The sequence below is a fragment of the Aequorivita marisscotiae genome, from assembly GCF_029814825.1.
GTDB lineage: Bacteria > Bacteroidota > Bacteroidia > Flavobacteriales > Flavobacteriaceae > Aequorivita > Aequorivita marisscotiae.
Genome location: NZ_CP122379.1, coordinates 1,837,558 through 1,854,887, shown reverse-complemented (window position 1 = coordinate 1,854,887; position 17,330 = coordinate 1,837,558). Strand labels below are relative to the sequence as shown.

General features: G+C 37.9%; 13 protein-coding genes. 12 read left to right on the top strand and 1 reads right to left on the bottom strand.

Features of this window, described 5'->3' with window-relative positions; translation table 11 throughout:
• Positions 1 to 70: 70 nt before the first annotated feature.
• The gene (locus QCQ61_RS08510; RefSeq protein ID WP_279447211.1) at positions 71 to 3,364 is read left to right on the top strand and encodes a VCBS repeat-containing protein; all 3,294 of its coding nucleotides are present in this window, start codon (positions 71 to 73) and stop codon (positions 3,362 to 3,364) included.
• A gap of 6 nt (positions 3,365 to 3,370) precedes the next feature.
• Here the strand turns inward: QCQ61_RS08510 and QCQ61_RS08505 are convergent, their stop codons facing one another.
• Complete coding sequence (locus QCQ61_RS08505; RefSeq protein WP_279447209.1) at positions 3,371 to 4,030, bottom strand: uracil-DNA glycosylase family protein; 660 nt, start codon at positions 4,028 to 4,030, stop codon at positions 3,371 to 3,373.
• A gap of 216 nt (positions 4,031 to 4,246) precedes the next feature.
• Here QCQ61_RS08505 and QCQ61_RS08500 point away from each other — a divergent pair, with 216 nt between their 5' ends.
• The 11 genes from QCQ61_RS08500 (at position 4,247) to QCQ61_RS08450 (ending at position 17,305) form a co-directional block, all read left to right on the top strand.
• Complete coding sequence (locus tag QCQ61_RS08500; RefSeq protein ID WP_279447208.1) at positions 4,247 to 6,115, top strand: ABC-F family ATP-binding cassette domain-containing protein; 1,869 nt, start codon at positions 4,247 to 4,249, stop codon at positions 6,113 to 6,115.
• Positions 6,116 to 6,140: 25 nt separating this feature from the next.
• On the top strand, positions 6,141 to 6,917 hold the full coding sequence (locus QCQ61_RS08495; RefSeq protein WP_279447207.1) for an O-methyltransferase: 777 nt from the start codon (positions 6,141 to 6,143) through the stop codon (positions 6,915 to 6,917).
• Between the two features lie 131 nt (positions 6,918 to 7,048).
• On the top strand, positions 7,049 to 7,753 hold the full coding sequence (locus QCQ61_RS08490; RefSeq protein WP_279447206.1) for an ABC transporter ATP-binding protein: 705 nt from the start codon (positions 7,049 to 7,051) through the stop codon (positions 7,751 to 7,753).
• 56 nt (positions 7,754 to 7,809) lie between these two features.
• Entirely contained in the window at positions 7,810 to 7,986 is a 177-nt protein-coding gene (locus QCQ61_RS08485; RefSeq protein ID WP_279447205.1) for a hypothetical protein, read from the top strand.
• A gap of 206 nt (positions 7,987 to 8,192) precedes the next feature.
• The gene (locus tag QCQ61_RS08480; RefSeq protein ID WP_279447204.1) at positions 8,193 to 8,765 is read left to right on the top strand and encodes a cob(I)yrinic acid a,c-diamide adenosyltransferase; all 573 of its coding nucleotides are present in this window, start codon (positions 8,193 to 8,195) and stop codon (positions 8,763 to 8,765) included.
• A gap of 205 nt (positions 8,766 to 8,970) precedes the next feature.
• Complete coding sequence (locus tag QCQ61_RS08475; protein WP_014782927.1) at positions 8,971 to 9,192, top strand: DUF2795 domain-containing protein; 222 nt, start codon at positions 8,971 to 8,973, stop codon at positions 9,190 to 9,192.
• Between the two features lie 291 nt (positions 9,193 to 9,483).
• On the top strand, positions 9,484 to 12,843 hold the full coding sequence (secA, locus tag QCQ61_RS08470) for a preprotein translocase subunit SecA (RefSeq protein ID WP_279447203.1): 3,360 nt from the start codon (positions 9,484 to 9,486) through the stop codon (positions 12,841 to 12,843).
• 142 nt (positions 12,844 to 12,985) lie between these two features.
• Entirely contained in the window at positions 12,986 to 13,462 is a 477-nt protein-coding gene (locus QCQ61_RS08465) for a DUF4199 domain-containing protein (protein WP_279447202.1), read from the top strand.
• Between the two features lie 159 nt (positions 13,463 to 13,621).
• Complete coding sequence (locus tag QCQ61_RS08460; protein WP_279447201.1) at positions 13,622 to 14,275, top strand: DUF1579 domain-containing protein; 654 nt, start codon at positions 13,622 to 13,624, stop codon at positions 14,273 to 14,275.
• Positions 14,276 to 14,661: 386 nt separating this feature from the next.
• Positions 14,662 to 16,191 carry a helix-turn-helix domain-containing protein gene (locus QCQ61_RS08455; RefSeq protein WP_279447200.1) on the top strand — a complete coding sequence of 510 codons (1,530 nt, stop codon included), beginning with the start codon at positions 14,662 to 14,664 and terminating at the stop codon, positions 16,189 to 16,191.
• Positions 16,175 to 17,305: a tetratricopeptide repeat protein gene (locus QCQ61_RS08450; RefSeq protein WP_279447199.1), complete on the top strand. Its 1,131-nt coding sequence runs from the start codon at positions 16,175 to 16,177 to the stop codon at positions 17,303 to 17,305. Before QCQ61_RS08455 ends, QCQ61_RS08450 begins: the two co-directional genes overlap by 17 nt.
• Positions 17,306 to 17,330 lie beyond the last annotated feature (25 nt).

Genomic DNA, 17,330 nt, shown 5'->3' with positions numbered 1-17,330 from the left:
ACAAACCAAGAAACAATTTTTTTATGCACTCCTTAAGCAATTGTCTATAAGCGAGTTAATTTATTTTATTATGAAAACACTTTTTGCTATTCTTTTTTTAGCTACTGTTTTATTTTCCTGTTCCCAACATCAAAAAAAGACAGAAAACGCAAAATATACCGACAATGCTAGTACTCTATACTCAAAAGTTTCTTCTAAAAGTTCCCAATTAAAATTTAAAAATGTAATAAAGCAAGATTTAGATTTTAACTTTTTAAATTACCCTTATATATATGCTGGAGCTGGAGTTGCCGTTGGCGATATTGATAATGATGGACTTCAAGACATCTATCTGGTTTCTAATTTTGGCCCCAATAAACTCTATAAGAATAAGGGCAGCCTTAATTTTGAAGATATAACAACTTCTTCAAAAACCGAAGATTACAAAGGGTTTTCAACGGGCGTTACCATGTTAGATATAAATAATGATGGATGGCTGGATATATACGTTTCAAAAGCTGGTTCATTAAAAGACGACGCCGCCAGACGAAACCTTTTATTCGTAAACCTACAAAACGGCACTTTCAAGGAAGAAGCAAAAAAATGGGGCTTAGACGACCCCGGCTATACAACTCAAATTTACCAGTTAGACTATGACAAAGATGGAGACCTAGATATATACGTTGTAAACTATCGATACGACTTTAAAAACAACATCAAAATAAGTGGCGAAATTCAACGAAATATCGAAGAAATTACCAGCGATCAACTCTATCGAAATGACGGCACAATTTTTACCAAAGTAACTGGAGAAGCAGGATTATACAACAAAACCTGGGGGCTTGCTAGCGCTATTGGAGATTTTAATAATGATGGGTGGGACGATATTTATGTTTCAAATGATTTTCTTGAACCAGATGCTATGTACATCAATCAAAAAGATGGCACCTTTAAAAACGAAATTAATAGTCGCATTAACCACATATCTTTTAATAGTATGGGCTCTGATTATGCCGACCTCAATAATGACCTCTACCCAGATTTAATAACCTTAGATATGTTGGCAGAAAATTATGCCAGAGGCAAACAAAACATGGCTTCTATGAGCACTTCCAATTTTTTAAAAATGGTAGAAGTGGGGTATCACCATGCCTATATGGCAAACCTATTGCATTACAATAACGGCAATGGTAAGTTTCAAGAAACTGCACAGTTTAGCGGCATTGTAAAAACAGATTGGAGCTGGGCTCCACTTATTGCAGATTTTGATAACGATGGGCTGAAAGATATTTTTGTCTCCAATGGAGTTTATAAAGATTACGCCAACCAAGATTTCAGGAGTGCTTTAAAAGAAAAAAATGCCAATGGAGAGGCCATGACTATCGAAGCCGTTACGAATATGTTGCCCTACCAAAAGCTAGACAATTATATTTTTAAAAATAATGGCGACCTCACTTTTACTAAAACAATTAAAGAATGGGGGCTGGAAGACCCAACTTTCTCCAACGGTGCCGTTTATGCCGACCTTGACAACGATGGCGATTTAGACCTTATTGTAAACAACATAGATGACGAAGTGGGCATATACCGAAACAATGCCAACACTAATTACTTACAAGTAAAACTCAAAGGCCCAAGCAAGAATTCATTAGGAATTGGAACAAAAGTTTATGTAAAAAAAGGCGACACCATTCAATTACAGCAATTATATCTTACCCGTGGGTATCAATCGTCAGTTTCGGATGTGCTACATTTTGGGCTCGGAAAAAACGAACAAATTGATGAAGTGATAGTACAATGGCCCGATGGAAAAATATCAAAACTGAACAATATATCCAGCAACCAAATGCTCAATATAGATTATAACACGGCAATTGTAGGCACGGTGACGTATAAAAGTCCGGTGTCAAAAAAAATTAGCTTAGACCCTACAAGTATCGGGATTAATTACGAGCAGAAAGAGAATGATTTTGACGATTTTTCGCTTCAACTCCTCATCCCGCAAAAGCAATCAACCAAAGGTAGTGGCCTTGCCGTGGCCGACGTTAATAATGATGGTTTAGACGATTTCTTTGTAGGAAATGCCGCGGGAGCCGAAGCCGCCATGTACATTCAAAAACCCGACGGCAGCTTCACAAAAACGAACGAAGCGCTATGGAAAAACAACGCAAAATTTGAAGATGCAAACGCCCTCTTTTTTGATGCCGATGCCGATGGCGACTTAGACCTCTACCTTGCAAGCGCTGGCTACGAGCTCGATGAAAACAGTCCGCTTTTACAGGACAGACTTTTTATAAATGACGGCAACGGAAATTTCACTTATAAAAAAGAAGCTTTGCCCGCAATGTTAGTGTCCAGCAAAAGTGTTGTTGCTGCAGATTACGATGGCGATGGCGACCTGGATTTGTTTGTTGGTGGAAATGTTGTTCCCAGAAAATATCCGCTTTCCCCACGCTCCTATCTTCTTAAAAACGAAAATGGAAGTTTTAAAGATGCCACCGAAGAAAACCCTTCACTTAAAGAAATAGGGATGATTTCTGAAGCAATTTTTACCGATTATGACAACGATAATGACTTAGACTTGTTGATCACTGGCGAGTGGATGGCGCCAACCATTTTCACTAACAATAATGGAAATTTCACCAAAAATGAAAACATTGCAGGCTTTGAAAATACCGAAGGATGGTGGTTTACCGTAACTGCCGCAGATTTTGACGGCGACGGCGATGAAGATTATGTTTTTGGCAATATTGGCGGTAATAATAAATTTCACCCTTCCGCAGAAAAACCCCTGTTTATTTACGCAAAAGACTTTGATAACAACGGTAGTTTTGACGTCGCTATGAGTAAAATTAACGACGGAAGAATAGTACCTGTTCGCGGAAAAGAATGCAGCAGCCAGCAAAATCCATTTCTGCTCGATAAAATAAAAAGCTTCAAGGAATTTTCTACGCTAGATATGGAAGGTATTTACGGCAAAGAACAGCTTAAAGAAGCTTTTAAATTAACCAGCCACAATTTTGAAAGCATGTACGCAGAAAATCTTGGCGGCGGAAAATTTCAAGTAAAAAAACTGCCAAACGAAGCCCAGCTAGGCCCAACGCTTTCCTTTATTTCGCGCGATTTTAATAACGATGGCAACCTAGATATAATGGGCGTTGGCGCTATTTATGACGCCGAAGTGGAAACCATCCGTTACGACAGCAATTACGGCTATGTTTTATTGGGCGATGGAAAAGGCGGTTTTACCTATTCAAAAGAATACGCGCCTTTTATAGACAGCGATTCAAAAAATATGAAAGCCATAAACATCAACGGAAACGAAATGTATGTAGTGGTCAGCAATAACGCACCCCTGCAAATTTTTAATTTCACAGCTCCGTAAATCGTTTTAAAAAAAAGGCCGATACTGCTCTACCCGAAAATCAATTGTTGTTTTCTCAGGAAATTCAGCCTTCATTTTTTTATACGAATCCAAACTACCCACCGCCCTATTTGCAGCGCCCGAAGGCGCAATTAACGAAACGGTTTTTATAATTCTACCGTCTTTAGGAAGTTGAAATTGGTGAATTCTCGGTACTTTGTTTGAAACCACTTTTAAAGAAATATTATACGCCTTCAAACTTCTTCGGAAGAAATATTCCGGACCATTTTTACTGTTGCCTCCTGTAAAAAGAAGCGTATCAATTTTAGGGTTTTGCTGAAGAACGGCAACCAAATCACGTAGCTCTACATCCAACATTCCTATGTCTGAAGCATCTACTTTTTCACGTTTTGCCGAAGCTACCATATCGCAAATGCCTATGCCTCTTTTAATAAGAAAATGCTCCCGTTGCGCAATGGCTTCGGCAGTAGTTTCAAATTTCAGATTTAAATTGAAAATTTTATCGAGAATTGTCCATAATTGTCCGTCTCTACTTCCGTAGCAAAAATCTACATCGCCTTCTTTTAAATTACCTGTGGTAAAACGAGGGGGCGGCAAGGTACCCACAATTAATTTGGTGGCTGTCTTTGGAATATACGGCGGGTATGGATGAATGTGATGAAACAAGCGGATCTCTTTTTATATTTATCGCTTTCAGAATTAAATCTACGAAGGTAAACCCTATTACTGGAAAGTACAATTTTGGTATAATAGGCGTGAAAATACAGAAATTCATTAAATTGAAGTGGTTTTGCACACCACATAGTTGTTTGGCACTCTTCCGAGGTTTCTAAATGTACAAATGCTCTAACATATTCACTACATTTGCGGAAAATACAAATTGTGAATTACCTTTCAGTAGAAAACATATCTAAATCCTTCGGGATGAAACCTTTGTTTCAAAATATTTCCTTCGGAATAAATGAAGGACAAAAAATAGGTTTTGTAGCCAAAAACGGTACGGGAAAAACATCCTTACTCAATATAATTGCGGGAAACGACACCGCCGACTCCGGCAATGTTGTGAGCCGAAAAGGCTTAAAAATTGCTTATTTACCGCAGGAACCCGATTTAGACCCCGCACAAACGGTAGAACAAACTATCTTTTCTTCAGACAACCCCATTCTTAAAATTATTGAGAATTACGAGCGGGCCATTGAAAATCCGGAGGATTCCGAAGCATACCAAAAAGCCTTTGACGCCATGGAAGCGCATCACGCTTGGGATTTTGAAACGCGGTACAAACAGATTCTTTTCAAACTTAAAATGGAAGACTTGCACGCGAAAGTTTCAACACTTAGCGGCGGACAAAAAAAACGGTTGGCTTTGGCAAATGCCCTATTAACTACGCCAGATTTGTTAATAATGGATGAGCCTACCAACCATTTAGATTTAGAAATGATTGAATGGCTGGAAAATCTTTTTGCGAAAGAAAATTTCACCTTGTTTATGGTTACACACGACCGTTACTTTTTGGAACGCGTCTGCAACGAAATTGTAGAATTAGACGAGGGAACGCTTTACAGTTACAAGGGAAATTACAGTTACTACCTGGAAAAGCGTGAGGCCCGCATTGAAAACGAAGCGACCGAAACCGGCAAGGCAAAGCAACTTTTTAAAAAAGAATTGGACTGGATGCGCCGCCAACCCAAAGCTAGAACCACAAAAAGCAAAAGCCGAATAGACGATTTTCACGAAATAAAAGAACGCGCCAACAAACGCCGAAACGACCACCAAGTACAATTGGAACTAAATATGGAGCGAATGGGCACCAAAGTGGTGGAGTTGCATAAAATTTCGAAATCATTTGGCGACAAACAGATGCTCGATAAGTTTGAATATAATTTTAACCGTGGCGAACGCGTAGGAATTATCGGGAAAAACGGAACAGGAAAATCTACATTTTTAAATATTTTAACTGGTGCTTTAAAACCAGATTCTGGGAAAGTAATTATTGGCGAAACCGTAAAATTTGGTTACTACACCCAAGCAGGACTAAATATTAAGGATGGCCAAAAAGTTATAGATGTTATAAAGGAATACGGCGAATATATTCCGCTAAAAAAAGGAAGGATAATATCGGCATCGCAACTGTTGGAACGTTTTCTTTTCGACCCCAAAAAGCAATACGACTTTGTAGAAAAGCTTAGCGGCGGAGAACGAAAACGACTTTATTTATGTACGGTTTTAATTAAAAACCCTAACTTTTTAATTCTCGATGAGCCCACAAACGATTTAGATATTGTAACGTTAAATGTGTTGGAAAGTTTCCTGTTAGACTTTCCCGGCTGTCTATTAGTAGTGAGCCACGACCGCTATTTTATGGATAAAATTGTAGATCATTTGTTTGTATTTAGAGGCAATGCAGAAATAGAAGATTTTCCCGGAAACTATTCAGATTTTAGGGCGTATGAAGACAGTAATATTCAAGAAAAACGCGAGGCGAGCGAAAGTGCACCTAAAGTTAAAAAAGATTGGAAACAAGACGCCAGTCCGGTAAAGCTAACCTATAACGAACAAAAGGAATACAATAAACTGGAAAAGGAAATAGCAAATCTTGAAAAAAATCGCGAAGAACTGCAAAACAAGTTCGCAACCGAAAACTGGGACGGCCCCGAAATTGACAAGCAATCTATAAAACTTCAGGAAATTATAGATACCATTGAAGCAAAGGAAGAGCGTTGGTTTGAGCTTTCGGCAAAGATGGAATAATTCTGAATTAAAAAAATTCAAAATTATGATACATCAATCAAAAAGTTATATAAAATTTATTCGGCTCTCCAAGAATAAGCATGGCGTACATTCGCCGTTTGTATTCGATTTGGTGACGCAGTGTTTTAACGATAAAGCGAAATACCCTGAATACGAAATTTTAAAAAAACACCGCCAAGCCCTCAGGCAAGATACCACGAAGGTAGAAATGAAGGATTTTGGCCAAGGTTCGCGCGTGTTTAAAGGCAATGCCCGAAAGGTTTCGGCAGTAGTTAAAAATGCTGGTATGAAAAAAAAGCGGCAAAAATTACTTTTCCGCTTGGCGAAATATCTTAAAAGTGAAAATATTTTAGAACTTGGAACCTCCTTGGGCCTTGGTACGGTTGCGCTTTCGCTCGCCAATGAATTTGCCGCAATTAATACGGTGGACGGTTGCCCAAATACCCTTGGGAAAGCGCAGCAATATTTTGAAAAATTTAATCTGCACAATATTCAGATTAACGAGATGTTGTTTAAAGATTTTCTTTTTGAAAATAAAATGGTTAAATACGATTTAGTATTTATTGACGGCGACCATAACGGAGAGCGTACTTTGCAGTATTTCAATTCGCTTTTAAACAATGTTCACAACGACTCTCTTATAATTTTTGACGATATTTATTGGAGCAAAGAGATGACGGCTGCATGGCAACAAATTATTGCAAATACAAAAGTTACAGTAAGTATCGATACCTTTCAATGGGGTTTGGTATTTTTTAGGAAGGAACAGCCTAAACAACATTTTATAATTCGCATTAAGTAGTATTTATAGGCAAAACAATTCTTTCACTTTAAAACAAAGGCTTTAAATTTAATTTGTAACAACCCATGTATCTTTGCGTCTTACAAGCACTATTAATTTAAAAAATTTCTTTTTTGGAAATTTAGAGGACTATGAGTTTATTGATTAAAATTAGAAAAATAACCCGTGATTTTCCACTAGGAAATGAAGTGGTAAAAGTTTTAAAAGGGATAGACCTCGATATTAATCGCGGCGAATACGTAGCATTAATGGGGCCATCTGGCTCGGGAAAATCTACATTAATGAATCTTTTGGGTTGTTTAGACACGCCTACTTCTGGCAGCTACGAGCTAAATGGCAAGGATGTGAGCAATATGACCGATGACGAATTGGCTGAAATAAGAAATAAGGAAATAGGCTTCGTTTTTCAAACGTTTAATTTACTGCCCCGAACCACAGCGCTCGAAAATGTGGCTTTGCCAATGATCTATGCAGGCGCCTCAAAAAGCGAACGCACCGCACGTGCCAAACAAGTATTAACAGATGTGGGACTGGCAGATAGGATGGACCACAAGCCAAACCAACTTTCCGGCGGACAACGGCAACGTGTGGCTGTTGGCAGAGCCTTAGTAAATAAACCATCTATTATTTTGGCCGATGAGCCAACAGGCAATTTAGATTCAAAAACTTCGGATGAAATAATGAATCTATTTAATGAAATTCACCAAGCGGGCAATACGGTAATTCTTGTAACCCACGAAGAAGAAATTGCCGAGAATGCCCACAGAATAATTAGGCTTCGCGACGGAATGGTAGAGAGCGACACGAAAAAGGAAGTATTAATTGGTAAGTCCTGAGTTGAAAAATATTCTTTTAATTTCGTCCTTCCCATTTCAAACTTTATCTTTGAAGTATGAATTTTGATCTTTCAAACCCCATCGTTTTAATCATTGGCGGAATCCTGCTACTTGCCATTCTCTATTTTTGGAACAAACGCAACGCTTCAAACCAAAAGGCGCGTCGCAACAGAAATTTCAAAAGCAGTTACTACGAGCGGAAAAAGGAACGGGAAAAAGAAAGTGGGCGGTAGGCAATTGCACTACACAGGCGTATTGATACTCGTTGTTCCTATTGGCATAATTGTAAAAGTCCTACACCTTAGCCTATCCGAAGTACTTGAAAATATGTAACAATTTAAGAAATAATTTTCTTCACTTTAACCCGATTAATAAATAATTTTTTAGTCCATCCATTAATTGTGTTATTTGTAAATTTGTCTAAAACCTCATACCTAAAATGAAAATATACACCAAAACCGGCGATGCAGGCACTACTGCCCTTTTCGGCGGCACACGGGTTCCTAAGCACAACATCCGTATTGAAAGTTACGGCACTGTTGACGAACTTAATGCCAACCTCGGGATGATACGCAGCCACGCCATAGACGATCATAGTAAAAAAATAGTAATACAAATTCAGAATATACTTTTTACCATAGGTTCTACCTTGGCAACAGACCCCAACAAGGCCATTCTAAAAAGTGGAAAGGAACGCCTCAATATTCCAAAAGTTGAGGAGGAAGATATTTTACTTCTGGAAACAGAAATGGATGCTATGAACGAGGCCTTGCCAGAGATAACCCATTTTGTGCTTCCCGGAGGAAATCCGGTCGTGTCATCTTGTCACATTGCCCGTACCGTATGTCGTCGTGCCGAACGCCGGATTACCCTTTTAAATGAAAAGGAACCAGTAAACGAACTAGTTATAAAATATTTAAACAGACTATCTGACTACCTATTTGTGCTGGCACGAAAGTTGTCTAAAGACACAAACGCAGAAGAAACGCAATGGATTCCAAAGAAATTGTAAGTTATTAATTATCTGTTACTAATATTAGTTAGATTTAAGTAAAACACGAGTTTTTAAAAAATAACTTATAAACAAGCTGTTTTGCAACTAACTGACTATCAGCTAACAAAAAACGTTCTTTAAAATATAGCAGAAATAATTGAGATTTTACTTGACTTTTTGATCTAAAAAATTACTTTTGCAGAAAATTAAAACCTAAAGTGCTATGTACTGGACATTAGAATTAGCATCCTATTTAAGCGATGCACCCTGGCCCGCAACCAAAGACGAATTGATTGATTACGCGATCAGGACCGGTGCTCCACTAGAAGTAGTGGAAAACCTTCAGGCAATTGAAGACGAGGGCGACTCTTATGACTCTATTGAAGAGATCTGGGCAGACTACCCCACAGACGACGATTATCTTTGGAACGAGGATGAATATTAATCCCAAGGTTTTGGGAAACATTTAAAAATAATACAAAAAGTCTCTTTTATGAGGCTTTTTTTTATTTAAAATGTATTGAAAAATTAAACGGCGAATACACCAATTAAACGGTTAATCACAAATGTATTCACGGAAATAAATTATAAAGTGAGTTTTTCAAAAAAATTGAAAAATTCAAAAAAAACCAAGAATTTACGAAAAATTGGCTATTAACATTCGTGTATTCGTGGTAAAAATAAATAGAATTGACAAATTGGTGCTGCGCTGCAACACATCAAAATAAAACACATCATGGGAATATTAGATAATGTATTAAAAGTTTTTGTTGGCGATAAATCAAAAAAAGATATTGGCCAAATACAGCCGCTGGTGAACGAAGTAAAAAAGTTTGAATCTACAATTGAAAAACTTTCCCACGATGAACTGCGAGCCAAATCAGATTACTTCAGAAAAGAAATAAAAGACGCTCAAAAAGAAATTCAAGACCAAATTGATACCCTGGAAAAACAATCTGAAACCGAGCAGGATATCAATAAAAAAGAAGAATTCTACAATCAAATAGACAAACTTAAGGACGATCGCTACGAAATTGAAAAAGTAACCCTTAACAAAATACTTCCCGAAGCTTTTGCAGTAATGAAAGAAACTGCCAAACGCTTTAAAAACAACGAAACAATTACAGTAACGGCCAGCCCATTTGACCGTGAAATTTCTGCAGATAAAGACTATGTAACCCTAGAAGACGATAAAGCCATTTGGAAAAACTCTTGGGATGCCGCAGGAAAGCCCATTACCTGGGATATGGTACATTACGACGTTCAGCTAATTGGAGGGGTTGCTCTTCACGAAGGAAAAGTAGCCGAGATGCAAACGGGTGAAGGTAAAACCTTGGTAGCTACCCTGCCAATGTACCTAAATGCCCTTGCCGGAAACGGGGTACACCTGGTAACGGTAAACGATTATCTTGCAAAACGTGATAGTGCTTGGATGGCACCTTTATTTGAGTTTCACGGAATGACAGTAGATTGTATAGACAATCACCGCCCCAATTCGGCAGCGCGAAGAAAAGCATACCTTTCCGACATTACTTATGGAACCAATAACGAATTTGGTTTTGATTATCTGCGCGATAATATGGCCCATTCGCCAGACGATCTTGTTCAGCGACCACACCACTACGCTATTGTAGATGAGGTAGATTCGGTTTTAATTGATGACGCACGTACACCGTTAATTATTTCGGGCCCCGTGCCTGAAGGCGATCGCCACGAGTTTAACGAATTGAAGCCTAAAATAAACGCTATTGTTGAGGTTCAAAAAAAATATCTAACCGGCGTTTTAGCCGAAGCCAAAAAACTAATTAAAGAAGGCGATCATAAAGAAGGTGGTTTTCAATTGCTTCGTGTTTTCCGCGGTTTGCCGAAAAATAAGGCTCTTATAAAATACCTTTCGGAAGAAGGTGTAAAGCAAATTCTTCAAAAAACCGAAAATCATTACATGAGCGACAACAACCGCGAAATGCCAAAAGTTGACGCCGAACTTTATTTTGTAATAGACGAAAAAAACAACCAAATAGATCTTACCGATAAAGGAATTGACTATCTCTCAGGCGAAGGCGATCCAGATTTCTTTATTATGCCAGAAATTGGAAGTGAAATTGCAAAAATTGAAAGCAAGGAACTTTCAACAGAAGAGGAAGTTGCAGAAAAAGAAGAACTTTTTCGCGATTTTTCTGTGAAAAGTGAGCGTATCCACACAATGAACCAACTTTTAAAAGCCTATACGCTTTTTGAAAAAGACGATCAATATGTGGTGATGGAGAACAAGGTAATGATCGTGGATGAGCAAACGGGTCGTATTATGGATGGCCGCCGCTACAGTGACGGTCTTCATCAAGCAATTGAAGCAAAAGAGGATGTGAAAATTGAAGCCATGACACAGACCTTCGCTACAATTACACTTCAAAATTACTTTAGAATGTACCGCAAACTCTCAGGAATGACGGGTACTGCAGTAACAGAGGCTGGCGAGCTTTGGGAAATCTACAAACTAGATGTAGTTGAAATTCCTACTAACCGCCCCATTGCGCGATTTGACCGAGAAGATAAAATCTACAAAACAAAAAGAGAAAAATATAACGCCGTTGGCGAAGAGGTGGTAGCACTTTCAAAAGCGGGAAGACCTGTTTTAATTGGTACCACTTCCGTAGAAATTTCAGAATTACTCAGCAGAATGTTGAGTTTGCGAAATATTCCGCACAATGTTTTGAACGCAAAACTCCACAAACGCGAGGCAGATATTGTAGCCGAAGCAGGAAAAAGTGGAATCGTAACCATAGCCACAAACATGGCGGGTCGTGGTACGGATATTAAACTGAGCAAAGAAGTTAAAGATGCAGGCGGACTTGCCATTGTGGGTACCGAGCGCCACGATAGCCGCCGTGTAGACAGGCAGTTGCGCGGTCGTAGTGGTCGTCAGGGCGATCCGGGAAGTTCACAATTTTACGTTTCATTGGAAGACAACTTGATGCGTCTTTTCGGAAGTGAGCGAATTGCCAAAATGATGGACCGTATGGGTCTTAAGGAAGGCGAAGTTATCCAGCACAGCATGATTTCAAAATCTATTGAACGTGCGCAGAAAAAGGTAGAGGAAAATAACTTTGGGATCCGTAAGCGATTATTGGAATATGATGATGTAATGAATGCGCAGCGCGAGGTGGTTTACAAACGCCGTTTCCACGCCCTATTTGGAGACCGTCTTCGTGTAGATATCGCGAATATGATTTTTGATACTGCCGAAGTTGTTGCCGAGAGCAATAAAATGGCGCAGGATTATAAAAACTTTGAATTTGAGTTGATTAGGTTCTTCTCCATGAGCTCCCCTATTTCCGAAAAAGAATTTGAAAAAATGGATGCCCGTGAAATAGCCGGAAAGGTTTATAAAGCCGCTTATGTTCACTATCAGAACAAGATGGCGCGCAATGCTGAAATGGCTTATCCGGTAATTAAGAATGTTTATGAAACCCAAAAAGATAAATACAAAAGAATCCTAGTTCCGTTTACAGATGGTGTAAAAACGTTAAATGTTGCCACCGACCTGGAAAAAGCGTACGAAACCGAAGGAAAACAACTGGTAAATGATTTTGAAAAAAATATCACTTTAGCCATTATTGACGATGCTTGGAAAACCCACCTTCGCAAGATGGACGAGTTAAAACAATCCGTTCAACTTGCGGTTCACGAGCAGAAAGACCCCTTGCTTATTTATAAATTTGAAGCTTTTGAGCTTTTTAAGGCGATGATTGAAAAGGTAAATAAAGACGTTATTTCTTTCCTTTTCAAAGGTGAGCTTCCACAGGAAAACCAGCAGCAAATACAGGAAGCAAGAGAGGTAAAACGAAAAGAAAACTTAAGCGAGCAAAAGGACGAAATACCAAACATGGATGAGCGTGCAGCCCAATCTCGTGCCGCTGGCAATACACAATCACAACACCAACAGGTAACGGAAACCATTGTACGCGAACGTCCAAAAATTAATCGTAATGATAAGGTTACCATTAAGCACGTTATGAGCGGCGAAAACAAAACGATGAAATTTAAACAAGCAATTCCGCTATTAGACAAAGGAGATTGGGTTTTGGTTGATGAATAACCTTAGGACCTAAGATTTTTTAGTTAACACAGTTTTGTAGTTTTAACAAAATTTATAAATCCCGAAGCAAATGCTTCGGGATTTTTTAGATTTAAAAAGGTATCTTTAATGGGTATAAAATTCACCGCAAACTAAATTACATATGCGCAAAATATATATTGAATTTAAATGGGCATTTATCTTTACAATTGCAATGCTCTGTTGGATGCTGCTCGAAAAAACGCTTGGATGGCACGAAGAGCAGATTGCAGACCATTGGTGGCTTACTATGCTATTTGCTCCTTTCGCTATTTTGCTTTATCTCTTAGAAATGCGCGAAAAAAGAAGACGGGTTTATAACGGAAAATTAACATGGCTACAAGGTTTTATATCGGGGATTATTCTAAGTGTTTTCGTGGCGCTACTTTCGCCCGTGGCGCAATATATAACCCATAATTATATTACGCCCGAATATTTTAATAACGTAATTGAATATTCGGTGACCAATGATTTAATGACCCGAACCAAGGCTAATGATTATTTTAACATAAACAGCTATATGTGGCAATCTGCTATAGGGGCGTTGGGCTTTGGGATTGTTACGGCTGCGGTGGTTGCCATCTTTGTGCGAAAGAAATAAATAAAATTTTTCTTCGGAAATTTTTATCTCGTTAAAAATTCTTCACAATAACTCATTTTAAACTTCTACACAATCCACTAATAATCAAATTAATAAGCGTCATTTTTCCTGCTTTTTTCATAACTTAGCTTTTAAATCAACAACTTAAATTTTAACATTATGAAAAATCTATTTTTAATAGTATCTGTATTTGTATTATGTTTTGCTTCTTGCAAAAATGAAACGAAGGATTCGATGGAAGCTGATAACTCAGTTGAAATAGACAGCGTTGTAACAGAAGAACCCGAAATGCCAGAAATTACAATGGATTCCGTGGCAATGCAAAAAGCTTGGGAAGCTTATATGACGCCTGGGGAACAACACGAAAGAATGGCGGCCGATGTAGGTACGTGGAATGATGAACTCACCTTTTGGATGGGCCCCGATGCGCCGCCCGAAAAAGCAACTGCAACCGAAGAAATTAAAATGATCATGGGCGGTCGCTATCAAGAGGGTACTATTACTGGCGAAATGATGGGAATGCCATTTGTAGGCCGCTCAACCATAGCTTATGATAATGCCAGCAATGAATACATCTCTACTTGGATTGATAATATGGGTACCGGAATTTCGGTAATGCGCGGAAAATACGATGCTCCCAGTAAAACCACAACTTTTACGGGTACGATGATGGATCCGATGACGGGCAAGGAAAAGCAGATGAAACAAGTATATACCTATATAGATGAAAACACCCGGAAATTAGAAATGTTTGAAATTGGCCCAAGTGGCAACGAATTTAAAAATATGGAAATTATGATGACGAAAGCGTAGTACAACAAAATACGTTGGTAGCATATTAAAAACCTTGTTTTTCCTAAAAACAGGTTTTTTTTATTCAAAATCATTGTTGTCCGATAAAAGTAATGACTAACTCTGGAAAACCCCATATTATATGTAGTCCCTACGGGACTAGGAATTGACGGGGCTCTATTTTTTTACCCATATTTAATGCCTAACGGCATACTGCTCCAGCTGGGCAAAATATTGGTAATCAAGAGATCGCACCTAAACAAATGTCCCGTAGGGGAAAAACATGATTTTTAATCGGACAATACTGTTTCAAAATTAAATTTATTAATTCTGTTGAAAATTTTACTTTATGTATCTTGTGGCATTGATATGATTGAATAATGCGGGCTTTTTTACACTTGTTTTTCTTGCTTTTTTTCACATTGAATGCTATAGGGCAAAACGATGGTGATTACGCAGAAATGTTACTAAATGCCGAAACCATTCTGTACACCCAACCCGATGAATCGATTAAAATAGCAAACCACGTTTTACAAAATTCAGAAAACTCCAATCAACTTTTAAAAGCTTACCTACTCAACACCACTGCCTATTACTTAAAAGGCGCGTTTGAAGATGCAGTAAAAGCGGGTGTTGAAGCAAAAATACTTGCAGAAGCATCTACAAATGTATCTATGCAACTACAGGCTACCATGGCTTCAATTCCTATATTGAACCATCTCGGTTTAGATATCGTGGCCCAGCAATACTATAAAAACACCAAAGTTTTGGCAACGACACTTACTCAAGTAGATTCACTCTATCTTAAAGGTGGCAACGCACTGGTGCAAGCCTACCAAGCATCGGAAAAAGACAAGTGGCAGGAAGCTTTTACGTATTTTGAGCAGGCAAACTCATTTTTTAAAAATATTCCCGATCCAGTTTTGGTTAACGAAACTATTGTTTCAATTGCTGAAATATATCCAAAGCTCTACAGCGTAGATACCGCGCAGGCCCACCTTAACACAATTCTTGAAACTACCGGCGGGCAACAGCCCAACAACTATTTAAAAATGGTAGTTCTAAACAAAATGGGGGAATTGTTTTTTTTAAGGCAAGAGTATGCAAAAGCTATTGAATCGTACCAAACTGCATTGCAAATTGCCAAATTGTTCGAAAATATTACTTACCAATCGCAGATTTCGGAAAATCTTTCATCTGTTTATTTGGCATTAAAAAACACATCACAATTCTATTCCTATAAAAAAAATGTACAACAATTAGATGATGAAGTTGAAACAGCGGAAGAGCAAGCAGTAAACGCCATTTACAATTATGTAAATAAAAACAATACAGCCAAAAGAGACATTTTAAAGTTGAAGTTTACCAAAAACATGCTAATATCATCGGCATTTTTGGCATTGATTATACTTATCTGGCTCCTACTGCGTTTTCGATATCGAAGACGAGCAAAACAGTACAATCGGTTTTTAACCTTTTTTGAAAATAGAAAAAATCCAGTAGAGATTGTTCCGATAAAAGAAGTTTCAAAAGGACTCAACATTCCGCAGGAAACCGAAAATGCGTTGGTTAACAAATTGGCCCAGTTTGAAAAATCGAAACAATTTACCAAACAGGACATGTCGTTGGCGCTATTGGCAGCAAACCTAGATACAAACACTAAATATCTTTCGGAGGTAATAAATTCGCATAAGGGAAAAAATTTCAACAGTTACATTAATGAGCTTCGTATTAATTATATTATAGACAAGTTAAAAAGCAATAGAACGTATCTTCAGTATAAAATTAGTTATTTGGCAGAGGAGAGCGGTTTTTCTTCCCACAGTAGTTTTGCTACCGTTTTTAAAGCAGTTACCGGCATATCGCCAACTGTTTTTATCGATTTATTAAAATCTTCAAAAAAATCTTCAAAACCTGTTTATGAGGAAGTGGAATAAATATAGTGCCATCCTATTTTTTGCAGGAATATTCCTTTTTGCTCAAATAATGCATTCGCAAAAAGATGTGGATAGCATTTTAAAGAGTGCAAATAAACAAATTTATGAAAATCCGGAAGAAGCCATTTTAATTGTTACAAAAGCCCTGGATAACCCACAGATTACCGTTCGGAATAAGATTAACGCACTATTGGTAATTTCTACTGCGTATTCTTCTAAGCGCGATTATGAAAAAGCTTCGGAATATATCGCGGCAATAAACAAACTAATCCCGCAAGTTACCAACGATTTTCAAAAAATGAATATTCTAAATAGAATTGGCGCTCATTATCAAGAGCTTCAGATTTATGACAAAGCTTTGGAATATCTTGATGAATCGCTGATCTTAATCGAAAAATATCCTGTTCAAGATTCCGTCCAAACCTTTTTGGGGTATAACTCAATATTACGGGGGTTTATTTATCGCAAACAGACTAATTGCAACATCGCTCTAAAATATTTTGACGAAGCCATAGCAGCTTATACCACTACTGTTGGACGTAAACCAATTATGCATGCCAACTTGAGTATTTGTTTTTACAACAAGGGCAATTGTTTATTGGAAATTAATGATCTTACACAGGCGAAGATAAGTTTTCTAAAATCTATTGAACATGCCCAAATTGATGATGCCAAAAGTTTGATTGCATTTGGCAAAAAAGGATTGGCCGAAACGGAAGCTTTAAACGGAAATCACAATGAAGCTTTGGCGCTACTAAACGATGCTTTGGCTATTTCCGGCAATGTGGGTGATCTTGTTCTAAACCGAGAAATTTATGAAGGATTGGCAAATAATTATCTCGCCACTGGCAATTGGGAAAAATATACGCTTTATCAAAATAAATATGTGGCGATAAAAAAAGCCAATAAAATTTCGGAAAGAAAAACCATCAATCAATCTCTTCTAAATTTAACCCGTGCAAAAGCGAAAGAAATTGAGAACCTCCGAAAGGATTTTTTACCCATTCAAATTATCTTCATAATTGTAATTGCAGTAGCACTTTTCCTTCTTATCCGTACCATAATTCGTTGGGAAAAGGAGTTGAAAAAGCTAGAAAATGAGTTAAAAAGTTAGTTTTTTCACACTTACTCTACCAATA